The organism is Bradyrhizobium yuanmingense (assembly GCF_025200905.1).
GTDB classification, from domain to species: Bacteria; Pseudomonadota; Alphaproteobacteria; order Rhizobiales; family Xanthobacteraceae; genus Bradyrhizobium; species Bradyrhizobium yuanmingense.
The window spans coordinates 1,425,861-1,442,195 of the sequence record NZ_CP104173.1 but is presented as its reverse complement, the minus strand read 5'-3'; the positions used below and the strand labels follow the sequence as shown (position 1 = coordinate 1,442,195).

The 16,335-nt window shown below is 62.0% G+C and carries 16 protein-coding genes; all 16 read right to left on the bottom strand.

Annotated features, from left to right (window positions below):
• Window positions 1–94: 94 nt before the first annotated feature.
• Window positions 95–1,324, bottom strand: coding sequence for a P-type conjugative transfer protein TrbL (gene trbL, locus N2605_RS06765; RefSeq protein WP_260346148.1), 1,230 nt, complete (start codon window positions 1,322–1,324; stop codon window positions 95–97).
• Window positions 1,321–1,692 (bottom strand): putative entry exclusion protein TrbK-alt, encoded by a 372-nt coding sequence (gene trbK-alt, locus N2605_RS06760; protein ID WP_260346147.1) that lies wholly within the window; start codon window positions 1,690–1,692, stop codon window positions 1,321–1,323. The genes trbL and trbK-alt overlap by 4 nt, the downstream gene beginning before the upstream one ends.
• Complete coding sequence (gene trbJ / locus N2605_RS06755) at window positions 1,689–2,420, bottom strand: P-type conjugative transfer protein TrbJ (RefSeq protein WP_260346146.1); 732 nt, start codon at window positions 2,418–2,420, stop codon at window positions 1,689–1,691. The genes trbK-alt and trbJ overlap by 4 nt, the downstream gene beginning before the upstream one ends.
• Complete coding sequence (trbE, locus tag N2605_RS06750) at window positions 2,417–4,858, bottom strand: conjugal transfer protein TrbE (protein ID WP_260346145.1); 2,442 nt, start codon at window positions 4,856–4,858, stop codon at window positions 2,417–2,419. The genes trbJ and trbE overlap by 4 nt, the downstream gene beginning before the upstream one ends.
• Before the next feature lie 10 nt (window positions 4,859–4,868).
• Window positions 4,869–5,132: a VirB3 family type IV secretion system protein gene (locus N2605_RS06745; protein ID WP_260346144.1), complete on the bottom strand. Its 264-nt coding sequence runs from the start codon at window positions 5,130–5,132 to the stop codon at window positions 4,869–4,871.
• Complete coding sequence (locus tag N2605_RS06740; RefSeq protein WP_260346143.1) at window positions 5,132–5,455, bottom strand: TrbC/VirB2 family type IV secretion system protein; 324 nt, start codon at window positions 5,453–5,455, stop codon at window positions 5,132–5,134. The genes N2605_RS06745 and N2605_RS06740 overlap by 1 nt, the downstream gene beginning before the upstream one ends.
• Before the next feature lies 1 nt (window position 5,456).
• Window positions 5,457–6,371: a P-type conjugative transfer ATPase TrbB gene (trbB, locus tag N2605_RS06735; protein WP_260347421.1), complete on the bottom strand. Its 915-nt coding sequence runs from the start codon at window positions 6,369–6,371 to the stop codon at window positions 5,457–5,459.
• 230 nt (window positions 6,372–6,601) lie between these two features.
• Window positions 6,602–7,927, bottom strand: coding sequence for an MFS transporter (locus N2605_RS06730; protein WP_260346142.1), 1,326 nt, complete (start codon window positions 7,925–7,927; stop codon window positions 6,602–6,604).
• Window positions 7,928–8,060: 133 nt separating this feature from the next.
• Window positions 8,061–8,486, bottom strand: coding sequence for a ribbon-helix-helix domain-containing protein (locus N2605_RS06725; protein ID WP_260346141.1), 426 nt, complete (start codon window positions 8,484–8,486; stop codon window positions 8,061–8,063).
• Window positions 8,487–8,492: 6 nt separating this feature from the next.
• Entirely contained in the window at window positions 8,493–10,481 is a 1,989-nt protein-coding gene (locus N2605_RS06720; protein WP_260346140.1) for a conjugal transfer protein TraG, read from the bottom strand.
• A 35-nt stretch (window positions 10,482–10,516) separates the two neighbouring features.
• Window positions 10,517–12,280, bottom strand: a complete 1,764-nt coding sequence (locus N2605_RS06715) for a relaxase/mobilization nuclease domain-containing protein (protein ID WP_260346139.1) — start codon at window positions 12,278–12,280, stop codon at window positions 10,517–10,519.
• Between the two features lie 666 nt (window positions 12,281–12,946).
• Window positions 12,947–13,579, bottom strand: a complete 633-nt coding sequence (locus tag N2605_RS06710) for a lytic transglycosylase domain-containing protein (RefSeq protein WP_260346138.1) — start codon at window positions 13,577–13,579, stop codon at window positions 12,947–12,949.
• A 263-nt stretch (window positions 13,580–13,842) separates the two neighbouring features.
• Window positions 13,843–14,355, bottom strand: coding sequence for a S26 family signal peptidase (locus N2605_RS06705; protein WP_225158341.1), 513 nt, complete (start codon window positions 14,353–14,355; stop codon window positions 13,843–13,845).
• On the bottom strand, window positions 14,352–14,816 hold the full coding sequence (locus N2605_RS06700; protein ID WP_225158340.1) for a DUF2840 domain-containing protein: 465 nt from the start codon (window positions 14,814–14,816) through the stop codon (window positions 14,352–14,354). Before N2605_RS06700 ends, N2605_RS06705 begins: the two co-directional genes overlap by 4 nt.
• Window positions 14,817–15,105: 289 nt before the next feature.
• A complete protein-coding gene (locus N2605_RS06695) occupies window positions 15,106–15,987 on the bottom strand; it encodes a replication initiator protein A (RefSeq protein ID WP_225158339.1) in 882 nt (293 codons plus the stop codon).
• A 22-nt stretch (window positions 15,988–16,009) separates the two neighbouring features.
• Complete coding sequence (locus tag N2605_RS06690) at window positions 16,010–16,291, bottom strand: helix-turn-helix transcriptional regulator (protein WP_092295092.1); 282 nt, start codon at window positions 16,289–16,291, stop codon at window positions 16,010–16,012.
• Window positions 16,292–16,335: the final 44 nt, after the last annotated feature.

Here is a 16,335-nt window from a genome sequence, read left to right as displayed (position 1 = left end):
TTACCCCTGAGGACAAGTGATCGGTTTTGAGGTCGTGCGGTGTCCGGGTTGAGCCGCTGCCGCGCGGCGGGTGCGAAAGCGAGATGGCCGCGCGTCAGCGCTCTCCTTCAGACAGATCGACAGATGACCCGCTGCTGCCGTGATCGCCTGAGCGAACCGCGTGGCCAGCCGCCGACGCACCGTGCCGAATGGTCTGGGCTCGCTTCATGCGCCGCGCCCAATCTGGCTGCCCTTCAGCCGAAGTGCTCGCGGCCTGCCCTCCCGTTTGCCCACCTGCGCCGAACGCGGCCGCTGCTCGACGCAAAGGACTCATGGCAGCCGAGCTGCCAGCCTCCGCGACACCAGCAAGGCCTCCGCTTTGATAGGCGGCGGACGCTCCACTCAAGACGGCACCCCCGCCGCGCGCGACGCCAGCAATCGCGCCGCCAGCGAGACCGACACCGCCGGCGGCGAGGCCTCCGCCGGCGGCAACAATACCGCCAGCGGCAAGGCCCGTTCCAATCGCCGCACCGGCGCCGAGCTGCGGTCCGCCGGATACCAGTCCGTTGGCGATTCCGGGACCAAATATCCCGAGGCCCAGCAAGGAGAGTGCAGCAAGGACCAGCGTCATCGAGTCTTCGATGGTCGGCTGAGCGCCGCCGAAGCCAGCGGTGAACTGCGAGAACAAAGTCGAGCCGATCCCGACGATGACGGCCAGAACCAGGACCTTGATTCCGGAGGATATGACATTGCCCAGGACCCGCTCTGCCGCGAAGGCGGTTTTACCAAACAAGCCAAAGGGAATGAGCACGAAGCCGGCCAGCGTCGTGAGCTTGAACTCGATCAGGGTGACGAAGAGCTGGATCGCCAGACTGAAGAAGGCGAGCAGCACAACAACCCAGGCGAACAGGAGAACGACGATCTGGACGAAATTCTCGAAGAAGCTGATGTAACCTATCAGGTTGGAGATCGAATCGAGCAACGGTCGGCCGGCATCAAGTCCGACTTGGGCGATCTTTCCCGGCCGCAGGAAGTCCGACGCGGACAGGCTTGCGCCCGATGCTTTCAGTCCAAGACCAGCAAAGCTCTCGAAGACAATACGTGCCAGACTGTTCCAATTACCAATGAGATAGGCAAAAACACCGACGAAGAGCGTCTTCTTGACGAGGCGCGCCATGATGTCTTCGTCCGGCCCCCAACTCCAGAACAACGCGGCGAGCGTGACGTCGATCGCAGCAAGGGTCGTTGCGAGATATCCGACATCGCTCCCCAGCAGCCCGAAGCCGTTGTCGATGTAACGCGTGAATGTTTCCAGGAATTGGTCGATGATCTCCGTACCCATCATGGCTTGCTCGCCTCAGGCGTCGCCGGTTGCGGATATCCCTGTGGAACCCGGCTCTGATCCTTTGGGGCGGGCGCCAACGCTGCGGCGGGTTCTTCTTGGCCAGAAACCGCGCCACCGGATTTCTTGGCCAAGAAGCGGCGCCGGTTTTCGGCCCACACCTGCCTGCAATGCTGATAACCAGCCGTATCCTCAGCAGAGACGCTGCGGCAGCGTGCGAGGTCCGAACTGGTTGCATCTGTCGTCTGCTCCGCCTTCGGCAGCACGTGTGGCTCGTCTCCGCCACGAAGCTGAATCGTGCAGGCAGCGACGACCAACACGCCGATTGTCGTGAGCAGCGACAACGCCTTGAACGCCCTTATGTCGGTCATTGGTGGAACATCTGCACGTTGGATGATTGATAACCCTGCCCCGGCGTCAGGAATCGCCTGAGTTGCTCTCGCCCCTGATCCTGGGCCGAGGCGCGCTGAGCGGCCTCAAGACTCTGCGCCCTCCCCTGTGCCGCTATGACAGCGGTGAGGTCGGCGAGTTGCTGCGCGTTCAGAGCGAGGATCTGATTGCCGGCCTGAGTTGCCTGCAGAGCGCCACTTGCGCCTTGGCTTGACGTTACGAGTGCGGAGGTCTGGATACGATTGGTGTCGAGATTACCAACGATGCCCGCCTGGACGCGAAGCGCATCTTGCGTTGCGGCATAGGAATTCTGCCAACGCGACTGAGCATTAGAGATTAGCAATTGGTTTGATTGGCTACTGGTCGCCGGCGCGTAGCTGGTTGAGAACGCGCGATCGATCTGTTGGACGTCATAGGCGATCCGCTGGGCCTGGGCCAGCAATTGCTGGGTCCGCTGAATCGAGGACTGCAGTTGCTGGAGGGACGAATACGGCAGGTTTGCCAGATTTCTGGCCTGATTGATCAGCATCTGTGCTTCGTTCTGCAACGAGGTGATCTGATTGTTGATCTGCTGGAGCTCCCGCGCGGCCGTCAGGACATTCTGGACGTAATTGTTGGGATCAAAGACGATCAGCGCACGTGCGGGCTCCGTAACGCCAAGCACCAGCGCAAAGGCGGCCGTGGTCGCCAATAGGCCCAGACGTCTCATAGCGATTTCTCCAGATTGACGAGATTGGGGATCAGATCTGTCGCCCAGGCGACGCCACGGTGCTGAAGCCAGGCCGGCACGAAGCCGTCGGGTCCATGTTCGGCGAGGAGTTGCGTGATGGCGGCCTGGTCAGTCTTGGAAGAGGCTACGGTGAAAGCCAGCGCAACTTCACCCAAGCCGAGTTCGAACATCCGGTTGCCGCGGCGGGACTGGCAATAGTAGTCGCGCTTTGGCGTTGCCCGGCTCAGCAGTTCGATTTGGCGATCGTTGAGACCGAAGCGGCGGTAGATGGCGGTGATTTGCGGTTCGATCGCCCGTTCGTTCGGCAGCAACAAGCGTGTTGGGCAGCTTTCAATGATCGCCGGCGCGATTGCGGAGCCATCGATGTCCGAAAGCGACTGGGTGGCGAAGATGACGGACGCGTTCTTCTTGCGAAGCGTCTTCAGCCATTCCCGGAGCTGGCCCGCGAAATCCTCGTCGTCGAGGGCAAGCCACCCCTCATCGACGATCAGGAGTGTCGGCCGGCCATCGAGACGGTCCCCAATACGATGGAAGAGGTACGCCAGAACGGCCGGCGCGGCGCTCGTTCCGATCAAGCCCTCGGTCTCAAACGCCTGGACCGAGGCCTCGCCAAGGCGCTCAAATTCGGCATCGAGCAGGCGCCCGGAGGGGCCGCCCAGGCAATAAGGTTGCAAGGCGCGTTTCAGGGAATTCGATTGGAGCAGGACTGACAGACCCGTCAGGGTGCGCTCCTGCCTCGGCGCCGAGGCGAGAGACCTCAGCGCCGACCACAGATGATCCTTGACCTCAGGAGTGATCTCGATCTTTTCCCGTGCCAGGATCGCGCCGATCCATTCCGTCGCCCACCCTCGCTCGGAAGGATCGTCGATCCACGCCAACGGTTGCAGGGCGACGGGGTCTTCGTCCCCGTCAGAGAAAGCGCCACCGAGATCGTGCCAGTCGCCGCCCATGGCGAGCGCGGCCGCCCGGATCGAACCGCCGAAATCGAACGCAAAGACCTGAGAGTTCGGGTAACGCCTGAACTGCAGCGCCATCAGCGCGAGCAATACCGACTTGCCCGCGCCGGTCGGTCCCACCACAAGGGTATGGCCGACGTCGCCGACGTGGAGGGAGAACCGGAACGGCGTAGATCCCTCGGTCTTGCCGAACAGAAGCGGCGGACCCTTGAAGTGCAGATCCCTCGCCTCACCCGCCCACACGGCCGACATCGGAATCATATGAGCGAGATTGAGGGTCGAAACCGGCGGCTGCCGGACATTGGCGTAGACGTGCCCGGGCAGACTGCCGAGCCAGGCTTCGACGGCGTTCACCGTCTCGATCATGCAGGTGAAATCGCGGCCCTGAATGACCTTCTCGACCAGCCGCAGCTTTTCATCGGCGGCGTTAGGATCGCGGTCCCAGACAGTTATGGTCGCCGTGACAAAGGCTTGTCCGATTTGATCCGACCCCAGTTCCTGCAGTGCCGCGTCGGCATCAAGCGCCTTGTTGTGGGCGTCGGTATCGAGCAGCGCCGGTGCCTCGTTGGTCATAACCTCCTTGAGGATGGCACCGATGGATTTTCGCTTGGCGAACCACTGGCGGCGGATCTTGGTCAGCAGCTTGGTGGCGTCGGTCTTGTCGAGCATGATCGCCCGGGTCGACCAACGATACGAGAACGGCAGGCGATTCAGGTCGTCCAGGATTCCCGGGGTCGTGGCGCCCGGAAAGCCGACGATCGTCAGGACCCGAAGAGTGGCTGAGCCCAACATGGGCTCTAGCCCGCCGGTCAACGGCTGGTCGGCCAAAAGCGCATCGATATACATCGGAATTTCTGGCACGCGAACGCGGTGACGCTTGGTCGAGATCGTCGAGTGCAGGTAGGTCAGCGTGTCCTGATCATCGAGCCAGCTGCATTCCGGCATGAACCCCTCGACGAGCTGCAGCACGCGGTTGGTTTGATCGACAAACCCGCGGAGCACCTCGCGCGCGTCTGCGCCAACAGTCCGATCGCGGCCCTCATACAGCAGGCGCTCTGCCCTGGCGGCTCCCTCCTCCGGCGGTAGATAGAGGAAGGTCAGGAAATAGCTGGACTCGTAGTGAGCGCCGGCCTCTTCGAACTGGGCCCTGCGTTCGGCATCGACCAGTGCGGATGCGACATCTGGAAATGTACTCGGAGGATAGGACCCAGCAAAATGACGCTGCGCCTCGACAAATATGGCCCAACCAGATCCCAGACGGCGCAGGGCGTTGTTCAGGCGACCGGCGACGGCGACGAGTTCAGCCGGCACTGCGCTATCCAGGTCGGGTCCGCGGAATCTTGCTGTCCGCTGGAACGAGCCGTCCTTGTTCAGGACGATTCCCTCGTTGGCGAGCGCTGCCCAGGGCAGGAAGTCGGCGAGCCGCGCGCTGGAATGGCGATATTCGGCGAGATTCATCATGACCGAGAGCTCAGAGGTTGAGATGACTGGGGATGCGCAGATGCCGGCGCACCACATCGACGAAGGCGGAATCGCGTTTGGCGGCCCAGACGGCGGCCATATGGCCGATGAACCAGAGGACGAGGCCCGCGATCCAGAGCCGCAATCCAAGCCCAAGGGCTGCGGCAAGCGTGCCGTTGACGATCGCGACGGACCGCGGCGCGCCGCCCATCAGAATCGGCTCAGTGAGTGCGCGATGAACGGGCACGACAAAGCCTGCCGAAGGATCATCCATCAGATCACCACGCCGCCGCCGAAGGAGAAGAACGACAGAAAGAAGCTCGAGGCGGCAAACGCGATCGATAGACCGAACACGATCTGGATCAGCCGGCGGAAACCGCCCGAGGAGTCCCCGAACGCGAGCGTGAGCCCAGTCACGACGATGATGATGACGGCGATGATCTTGGCGACCGGACCTTCAACCGACTGCAGGATCTGATTGAGTGGCTGTTCCCAAGGCATGTTCGAGCCGGCCGCCCATGACGGCGACGCTGCCACAAGCACTGCGCCGAAGGCGGCCAACGATGCACGTCGAAGAAAGCGAAATTGATGACGCATGTCAGTCTCCTGCTGATGAAAGTTCGTAGTCGCCAGAGGCGCCAAGACCCGAAACGAGGGCGAGCTCAGCGAGACGACGCTCAGCGCCGCGGCCGGCAAGGACCGCGACGAGGTTGATGGTCTCAGCGATCAGGGCACGCGGAACCGTGATGACGGCCTCTTGGATGAGCTGCTCGAGCCGCCGCAGCGCACCGAGCGCGCTGCCCGCATGAATGGTCCCAATGCCGCCTGGATGCCCAGTCCCCCAAGCCTTGAGCAGATCGAGCGCCTCGGCACCTCGGACTTCGCCAATCGGAATGCGATCAGGTCGCAGGCGCAGCGAGGACCGAACGAGATCCGATAGCGTAGCCACGCCATCTTTGGTCCGCAGCGCCACTAGATTGGGCGCTTTGCACTGAAGTTCGCGCGTATCTTCGATCAGCACGACCCGATCAGCAGTCTTTGCCACCTCGGCCAGGAGCGCATTCGTCAGCGTCGTTTTGCCCGTCGATGTTCCACCAGCGACCAGGATGTTCTTCCGTGCAGCGACCGCGCTCTTCAGGAACTTGGCCTGCTCCGAGGTCATGATCTTCTTGGCGACGTAGTCGTCGAGCGTAAACACTGCGACAGCTGGCTTGCGGATAGCAAAGGCCGGGGCGGCAACGACCGGAGGCAAAAGGCCTTCGAAGCGCTCGCCGGTTCCAGGCAATTCGGCCGACACCCGTGGCGCGCCGGCATGCACCTCGGCGCCTACGTGATGCGCAACCAGGCGAACGATTCGCTCGCCATCTGCAGCCGACAGAGTTTCGCCTGTGTCGCTCAGACCATTCGACAACCGGTCGATCCACAGCCGCCCATCCGGGTTGAGCATCACCTCGATGATCGCTTCGTCTTCGAGGTAGCCGGCAATTGCAGAACCAAGCGCGCTGCGCAGCATTCGCGCGCCGCGCGAACTCGCTTCCGATTGAATGGAATTGATTGCCACCGTTCGTCCCCACCGAATGAGGACGTCCAACGAGCGTCCTCATGTGGGGATGATTAGAAAAGGCACCGATGGACTTGGCGCAACAAGCGGCTTCAGTGATCGTAGCCTAGCGTAGAAAAAGAAAGACTGAGAATTGATGTTTGAGGCCTACGCAATCGTGTTAGTTCGCGGGAGTGGTCTGCTCACCAATCCGCATTGTCATCCCCTGGCAGGAGGATGACCGAGTCTTCGTACAACCCGACTCGCTCGACCGCGCAGGAAACATCAGCCGGCCTGAAGAAGAGGATTGAACTCATCCACGAAGCGATGGATCGGCGCCAAGGCAGCGCGAACCAGACTAACGCCGCGATCTGCAGTACTACGTTCAGACCAAAAGCGACTTGATAGGCTTGGACGGGCCTATGCCCATCATTTGCGGACCATTGTTCCAGAACAAGTCCTGTTGCGTATTGCGCCAGAAATGCCCAACCGAAGTGCAAGACATTCAATGCACCATTGGCACGGCCGGCAAGCTCCGGAGGGAAGTAATCCGCTATCACCGCGAAGCTGACCACTGTCGCCGTTCCGACAATTGCGACAATAGACCAAAGCAGGATGGACGGCAAAGACACTCGCAGGATCAGGGATAACTCAGCCGCGATGAACAGCACCGCAACCATCGCTAACACCGTCTCCGCCCCGATTCCTTTCCGCTTGATGGCGTGGACGGTCGTACCGAATAACCAGGCGCCAGCGCTCAATACGATGGACATCATAAAAAGCTGTCTGACGAGACCTGCGCGATCAAGCCCCTCCACGTCGGTCAACCACGGGGATGCCCACAATCCCTGCAGAGACCAGGTTGATCCGACGCACGTCGCCGACAACGGGGCCATTCGCCAGAAGCGCCGATCGCCGAGAACGAAGCCAAGAGTGGCGCCCGCTGCTGATGGGACAATGCCTCGCTCAGGCACGACGGCATAGATGAGAATGGCCGTCGCACCGGTAGCGACCGCCAGGACCCCAAAAAGTTGCCGCCAACCCATCCAGGCGAGCAGGTGGTCGACGGGGACCGTAGCAGTCACCGCTCCAAGCGATCCCAGCATGACCATGTAGCCGTTAAGCAAGGCGACACGCTCCCTGGGGAACCAGAGGACGATCGACTTCAATCCTGCGGTCAACGCCGCCGCCACGCCAAGCCCGATCATTGCACGCGCGAACAAAAGCGACAGGAAGTCAGTCGATATCGCGAAGAGGCCGGCGCCTGCTGCGGCAAGCAAGAGCAGAACACTCTGGACGCGACGCGGACCAAAGCGATCCAACAATATACCGACAGGGATCTGAGCGACCGCGAAAACAAGAAAATAGACCGACGTAAGCAACCCGAGGTCGGCAGTCCCAAGCCCGGTATCCGAGCTGAGATGGTTGGCGATCAGAGCGTTGATCGTTCGAAACAGATACGAGAGATAGTACCCAACTGCAAAAGGGAGAAAAACGCGCGCGATTCGCCATGCGGTTGAGATTTGCATGCTGGCCCCTTTGCTCTCAGCTCGCTCAAGCCGATAGCGCGTCCAGCTTTTTGTCAGTTCGGCTAAATCGTTGCGGTCGTAGGCTGGCGTAGAAAAAGAAGGATCAGCGAAACGGCCTTTCTACATGGTTCGATCAGGTCTCTTCTGCCGGTTCCGGACGGCAGACATCTTCTGGAATCTCGCGCAGAAAGCTTTGCCCCTTTTGCAAACGACGCCCGAGCGCCTCAACGAATCCTTCAAAGCGCTCCCTGCCCTTTGCCTGCGCGGGCGCCTGCGCGTCGTTGGGCAACGGTGGCGTGATCGTCAACCAGAAACGAATGAACAAAGCCAAGGTCTCGGCCGTCAAACCAACGTCGCGCTCCAGCCTCTGCATTTGGCGCGACAATCGATCCAGGCGACGGGTAAACGCTGCCTCCCGCCTGTCCGCTCCGTCCGGTGACAGAAACGAAGCGACAGCTGCTTCCACGATCGCGGACCGGGAAAGCTTCTTACGATCGGCCAGCTCCGAGATCTGTTTCAAAAGCTCTGGCGGGAAATAGACGTTCATCCGGTCGCGCATATTGCCTCAGAGCTCCATACCGTCATTCGGGTCCAGAGCGACTTGACGGGCAACACCGCGCATCTGTTGGCGTATGAGCCGGGACTGACGGACCGCATCCTCGTCATCATCTAGAACGGCAGCAAATTCTTCTGCGGGTGTCGGTTCGGTCGTCTCCTTGGCGATCGCCACGTGATCGGGGAGTTCGGGCTCACGACGGAGTCCGCTGTTCGCCCTGTCTTCCTCGGCCCCCGAAGCTTGATCAGCTGGTCTAGCCGTCGGCTTCAGCGGTCCGAGCACTGACCATCCGTCTGTTCGCGACGATCGGCCGGCGCTCGCTGGATCGGGCGGCGGTAGAACCCGCTCGGTGAACCGCCGATCTTCGTAGTAGCGGACCTTCTTTGCCCGGATCGGCGGCGTGCCCGCCACCATGACGATCTCGTCCTTCGGCGGAAGCTGCATGACTTCGCCTGGGGTCAGCAGCGGTCTTGCCGTCTCCTGCCGCGAAACCATGAGGTGGCCTAACCACGGGTTCAACCTGTGACCGGCATAGTTCTTCATCGCCCGCATCTCGGTGGCCGTGCCCAACGCGTCGGAAACCCGCTTGGCGGTTCGCTCGTCGTTGGTCGCGAAGCTGACGCGGACGTGGCAGTTGTCGAGAATCGCATTGTTGGGCCCGTAGGCCTTTTCGATCTGGTTGAGCGACTGCGCGATCAGAAAACTCTTGATTCCGTACCCCGCCATAAAGGCGAGCGCAGACTCGAAGAAGTCGAGCCGCCCAAGTGCGGGGAACTCGTCGAGCATCATCAGGACCCGATGCTTGCGATTAGGAGCGTGCAAATCCTCGGTCAGGCGTCGGCCGATCTGGTTCAGCACCAGACGGATCAATGGTTTGGTCCGTGAGATATCGGAGGGCGGCACTACCAGGTAAAGCGTCGCAGGTAGGCTATCTGCGATCAGGTCGGCGATCCGCCAATCGCAACAGCGGGTCACCTGGGCCACCACGGGATCGCGGTAGAGCCCAAGGAATGACATCGCGGTGGACAGGACACCGGAGCGTTCATTCTCGGATTTGTTGAGGAGCTCGCGCGCGGTCGAGGCGACAACCGGATGGGCGCCCTGCTCGCCAAGATGGGCGGTCGTCATCATTGCCTTCAGCGTCACCTCGATCGGCCGCTTCGGGTCGGACAGAAAGGCCGCCACGCCGGCCAGCGTCTTGTCTGCCTCAGCATAGAGGACATGGAGTATGGCGCCGACCAGGAGCGAATGACTGGTCTTCTCCCAATGGTTCCGCTTGTCGAGCGAGCCTTCGGGGTCGACCAGTACGTCGGCGACGTTCTGAACGTCGCGAACCTCCCATTCCCCCCGCCGGACTTCGAGGAGCGGATTGTAGGCTGACGACTTTGGATTCGTCGGGTCGAACAACAGGACCCGGCCATGCCGCGAGCGAAAGCCGGCGGTCAATTGCCAGTTCTCACCCTTGATGTCGTGCACGATGGCCGAGCCGGGCCAAGCCAACAACGAGGGAACGACGAGCCCGACGCCCTTGCCGGACCGGGTGGGAGCAAAACACAAGACGTGCTCCGGTCCATCGTGGCGGAGGTAGTCGCTATCGAGCTTGCCCAGCACCACGCCATCCCGACCAAGCAGTCCGGCCGCTCGAACCTCCTCCAGACCAGCCCACCGCGCCGAACCATAGGTCTCGACGTTTTTGGCTTCACGAGCGCGCCATACCGACATGCCGATCGCTACGGCAATCGAAGTGAAGGTCCCAGATGCCGCAATGAACGCGCCCTCAACAAAGACCTGCGGCGCATAGGCGTCGTAGACGAACCACCACCAGAAGAAAGTCGGCGGGTAATAGATCTTGAATCCAGACAGTTCGAACCAGGGCCGCCCAAGCTCCGGTTGCCAGGCAAGCCGCCAAGCCGTCCACTCGGTTGCTCCCCAGATGGCCAGCAATACAATCACGCCGACCGCAATCACCTGTCCCCATAGGATTTTGGTTCCGGACATCCGAACGTCCTTCCGCAACTGAATTGAAAAGATTGCTAGAGGCCGAGGTCGCGCTTGCGACCAAAGCCCCACTCGATGCCACCGCCGTCCTTCACGACGCCGGTGACGTGTTGGCCGAGTTTCTGTTCGAGTTCGCGGGACCAGGGCACGAGCTGGAAGCCGAGCCCATTGTCGATCATGGCGAAGCGTCCCGAGGTGAGCGTCAGCCGGTGGCGGTACGTGCCCGCCACATGCTCCCCGGAGTCAGGCTTAACGTAAGGGAGGCGGGTCTCGGCAGAGACTTTTGCGGCCACCTCGTCCAGTTCACGTCGGCGCAACGTATTCAGGAGGTCGCGCTGGAGGATGAGGCGCTGGCCCTGCCGCCGCGCCAGGCCCTCCTGGATCAGATGCTCGGCGCGCGCTTCCAGGGCGTCGCGGGTCTCGCGGCCGAATCCACCCATGGCGAGCGGCATGGAGTCGCGTTCGACCAGCCTGTGGTCGAGCCAGGTTGCTCCTTTAGCAGTGACCTGATCGGCAAGATCGAGATCGGAACGGGTCGCCAGCACCATGGTCGGCCGCGGATCGCCGGTTTGACCGAAGTGCCGCACTTCCACGATGCCGCCGACCGGCGGTGCGTGCTCGAAAGCCTCGACGCCTCGGAAGCGCACATGGTGCGCACGTCCGTCCGTACCGTCGATCAGGGCGTAGGCCTCGCCGGTCAGTTCGTCATGCAATCCCCGGTCAACCAGCCGTCCGACAATCTGAGACGTGGGCTGTCCACCCTCGATGACAAAGTCTGCAATGCCGCGCGCTTCACCACGCTCCGTAAAGGTGCGGTGCATGGTCTTGATGATGTCGCCGCGCATGCCGAGTTCGCGCAAGCTACGCTCGGCCTCGAGTCCGACCGTCCACTCCCCCGGCGCGGCCGATGCGGCAAGGCCCATCTTCTCCAGATGCTGCAGGCGGCCGACCATCAGGCGCCTGATTTCAGGATCGGGCTTGCCGGGACTCTCAGGGCGAAGATCGATGTAGCCCGTCTCATCGGCCGCCAGCCGGATTTCCCGATCGAGCCGCGTCCATCGCTCCGCCGTGACTTCCCTCTCCAGCGAATTGCGGATCTCGTGCTCCGGCTTTGGACCGAGTTCAATGGCGACCAGTTCCTCGGCTCGTGAGCGCAGGCCCTGGCTGATGTAGTCGCGGGAGATCACGAGATCGCCGCCCTCCCCATCAACTCCACGAATGAGAAGGTGAACGTGGGGATTGTCGGTATTCCAATGATCGACAGCCACCCAATCGAGCTGCGTGCCGAGATCGGTCTCCATCTGCCTGGCGAGGTCGCGGGTGAAGGCCTTCAGGTCGGTCATCTCGCCGGCATCCTCGGGCGAGACGATAAACCTGAAATGATGCCGGTCGTCCTTGCAGCGTTCTGCCAAAGCCGCGCTATCGGCGCGGTCGCTGCCGGCATCGAACATCTCGGCCCGTTCACCACTCCGGGTCACGCCGTCGCGCTTCAGATATGAGAGGTGGGCGGTCAGTGGTGCTGAACGAAAGACTCGCCCTTTGTGCCGCACCACGCGCGCCTTCACCACAACGCGCCGCGTCGGGCTGAACAGCCTGGCGCGGCTGAAGGCGAGCCGGCCGCGGCCAAACGTCGAGCGCCCATAGGCCGCCGAACGCCTGCTGGCTGCGGCCTGTCCCGAGTTGTGTCCGGCTTTCTTCGCGGCACGCAGAACCTGATTGATGAAGCTCTTCGGCTTCGGCGCGCGGGTACTGCGGATGCGCCCAGGCCGAACACGCAGATCGCTGTCGCCCACGCTCACGGCAGGGCCTCCGAACGATCAAACGCCCACACGGTGCTGAAGACGCCCTTGATTGCTTTCATCAAAATGCAAGGCGCGGCACGCGCCCCGACCGACCGGCACGCCAGAACCCAAGCCATGCCAATGGCTTGCGGTTCGACCGGCGAGCCCCTTTTATCTCGCCGTCCTGCCGTCGTGGTCTCCCGGTCGCCGGATCCCGAAAGAGCCGCTGCGACTTGGCAGCCGGCTCGCGAAGCCCCCACTGCTTCCGAGCGCTTGCGATAGCGATCGTTACCCGAAGGGCCGAGACACCCGAAGGGTGGCTCGGTGAGGAGCGAAGCGACGAGTAGAGCGCGGGCCGAAGGCATCGCCCATACGCCGTCAGCTTGCGAACCCGCACACTTGGTCATTGCGATGCTCCCGAATCGATCGAGGCACGAACACGCCAATTGGCCGAGAGAACCGTGTGCCCGTCCTGCCGTCGTGGTCTCCCGGTCGCCGAAAGAGCCGCCGCGACTTCGCAGCCAACTCGCGAAGCCCCCACTCCTTCCGCGCGCTTGCGATAGCGATCGTTACCCGAAGGGCCGAGACACCCGAAGGGTGGCTCGGTGAGGAGCGAAGCGACGAGTAGAGCGCGGGCCGAAGGCATCGCCCATACGCCGTCAGCTTGCGAACCCGCACACTTGGTCATTGCGATGCTCCCGAATCCGATCGAGACACGAATACGCCAATAGACTGAGGAACCATGCGCGACACTTCGTGCACTGAGATTGCGGTCGTGGCGCCGCTCAACGGCATGAGCGCCGGCAACCGATCGTGCGTTTTCATGAGAACGGATCGCGTGACGAATAGCGTCCCAACTGCTGATGACTGACCGCTGGACGCCCACCTCGGCGGCAGTTCGATGGTCAGCAGATCTGCAAGCTTTGCGACGTATGCTCGCGTCTCGTCTGGCAGAGAGCCGCCTGCGAGATGCTCTTCATAGCGAGATGGTCCCGCGTTGTACGAGGCAAACACGCCAGGCGAGCCATACCGATCGAGCAGTTCGCGCAAGTAAGCCGTGCCGGCCAGAATGTTGTCGTGCGGGTCGTAGGGGTCGTTCCCGAGATTGTAGCGCTCGCGAAGCTCCGCCCAAGTCGCCGGCATGATCTGCATCAGGCCCATTGCTCCTCTGGGCGACTTGGCGTGCAGGTCTCCAGCACTTTCGACGTTAATGACCGAACCGATCCAGTTCACCGGAATTGCAAAACGCTGCGAGGCTTCGTCGACGAAAGCTGCAAACGGGCGGCTTTCCTGAGCAACCGCTTGAGCTAACGGCAATCTACTCCGGGCAAGAGCAGCACTGTCCGACGCAGCGAAAACAAGCAGCAGCGACGCGACGGCCCAAACACGCACGCCCGGCCGAGCCAGGCATGCCGTCGCGCTCACCCCCGTCCAGGGTAAAGCCGCTTCGCACCGGCCATGCGGCCGCCCTGGACCGCCGCGGCGCGCGTCGGCCCTGCAACGGTTGGTCAGGACGGAGGAATGGTCCCGCGATCGATCGAACAGAGGAATGGCGGGGTAAGAACGTGGAACACGCACGATCACTCCTCCCACGTCCACACGGGCAGCGCACGGCCGATCACCGCCGACGCAGGCAAGAATCCAAAATATCGGCCATCAAGAGAGTCGTCCGACTGCCAGTTCATCAGAAACAGTTCGCCATCGCCGACGACGCGGCAGCCCTGCCACTTCGGCAGCGGCCGGCCGCGTCCGTCGCGATCCTTCGCCTCACCCACCGCGACATCGTCGACTGAAATCGTGAGGCCGGTTCTGCAAACACGCTGCCCCGGAAGAGCGAGTACGCGCTTCAGCATGGGGATACCAATGGGCAAATAGCCGTTAAGGTCGAGGAAGGTCGCGAGCGGCTCCGGCGGCTGCACGGCGACCAAATCAGTGACTTGGAATTGGTCCGCCGATCGGAGGCGGTAGAGACCGATCGGCACGCTCGCGGATGCGTTCCAGATGTAAAGCGGAAGCGGCTCCAGCACGATCGTCGCGACGAGCGCAGTAGCAACCCCAATCGCCGCGGTCAGCGTCTTCATGCGGCCCGTCATCGCATCACCCTTTGACGATGGAGCCAGGCTTGGTGGCGCGCTTTCGTGTAGGGACGCGGGTTTTCGTTGACGGACAGGCGGTTATGAACATGATGCCAATGATCAGGCGCGACATCAGCTGGATCGATGCCGAGCGCCTCAACGGCATCGGTCATTTGTAATACCCGCTCGACCTTCGGCCAGCCGGACAGACGCAGCAAAATCTCACCGCCGGGTGTCACATAAGGCACGGTCGAGCAGCGCTGTCCCGGAGCGACTGCGCGCAAGATGTCGATCCGCGAAATGATTGTCCCAAAGTCGTTGGAGGTCCAACGGACGAAGGCAAAGATGCTGCCGGGCGCAAATGACAGGACGCGCCGATGGCGATCAAGCTTCCGTTCCTTGACCATGCGACCGAACCGAATGCGGTTTTCGATGCGCCTCTCCAGCCACAGAACTTCCACTTCGGTAAGATCGCTCATACCGTGGCTCCCATGCGCTCGAACTGGGAGCCGTCCGCTTTGGCGGAGGGGAAGGGCGTGTACGGCTTGTGAAGGCCAGCAGGACGGACGGGCGGGCTTTGCCGGCCACCTTCCATTCGCTTTGCGGCTTGGTCCGTTAGAAGAAATCCGAAGGATTTCTGGTTAGTAAAGTTAGAGCAGCTGGAATGCGCGGGGAAACAAGCTCTTAAGCTCGATTCCGGTCCCCGATAGCACGAGGATCGGGTCCCCGATAGCACGAGGGTTGCGGTCCTCGATAGCACGAGCTGATTCACAGGTTGTCCTCCGATTTTGGAATGAGACCGCGCCGGCGCAGGCGTGCCGTTAAGGGATGAACAGGCGATGGCGTGAAGTTCAGCCGCTCGGTGCCATCAGGATCCCGTGTCAGCACGAGCTGATAGCCAGGCAATGTCTGGCGCTGGACGATCTGACGAACGTCGTAAGCAAAGTGCTTGAGCGGCGAGAGGATGCCGGACTTGGCATGGAGATGCACAAGATCAAAGCTCCAGCCGCCGTCCTGGCGTCCACCGTGCTTGCGTACAAGGCGATAAAGCCAGCGCTCGAGCCCGCCCGTCAGGTCAAAATAAGCGCGGTCAATCGTCAGCACGAGCGCGTCATCGATGACGCCAGCGTAGAACCAATCCGGCAGGATCAACTCGAGCCCATAGGGGCGGCCATTCGCATCCGCCGTCTCCTTCCACTCGTTGATCCAGGAGAAGCGATGCCGTCGCCGTTCTGCCGGTTGACGGATCGACGTCAGCACCGTCGTTGACTGAAGTCTGTCGAGGCCCGCCTTCAGCCGGTCATAGTCGCGTGCGCTGGTGCCGCGGCCGACGAACGTCAGAATCTCGTAAGGCGTTGCAGCCATCAGGCGCGACGTCTTCAAGCCGGCATCACGGGCTTCGACGATCTGGGACGCCGCCCAGATCAGAACGTCTGCATCCCAAATGGTCGCCATGCCGTGTTCCGGCACAGCTTCAACGCGAATTGCGATCGCACCTGCGCTGAAATCGATCGGCACAGTTCGCTTTGTTTTTGCAAGCGAGAAGAACGGATAGGCCATCAGATCCTGCGCATCGCGCGGCGCGAGATCGCCGGGCAGCGCCCGAAAGAGCTCAAGCTGGTCGCGCTCGGAATGGTGTTTGCGCCGCATAGTCACAGCTCTCACGCTGACATCAGCGACGTTCCTGACCTGCGTAGGGACGCAGGACCGGATGCTTCTTGGCGGGCAGCACAGTCCCCTTCCCGGGGTCGGATGTCGACGTCTTGGCCCCGCGGTCGGCCCACGCCTTCAGGTCATCGACGGCGTAGACGACACGTCCGCCAATCTTCCGATATGTTGGTCCTGTGCCGTACGTGCGGTGCTTCTCCAGCGTGCGGCCGGAGAGGCCAAGGTAACGCGCGGCCTCAGGTGTGCGCAGGAATCGCGGGGGAAGACCGGCCATCGGATCGGGCATTTGAGAACTCCAGGAGGACAGCGCACTACGCTCGGCCTAGGCCG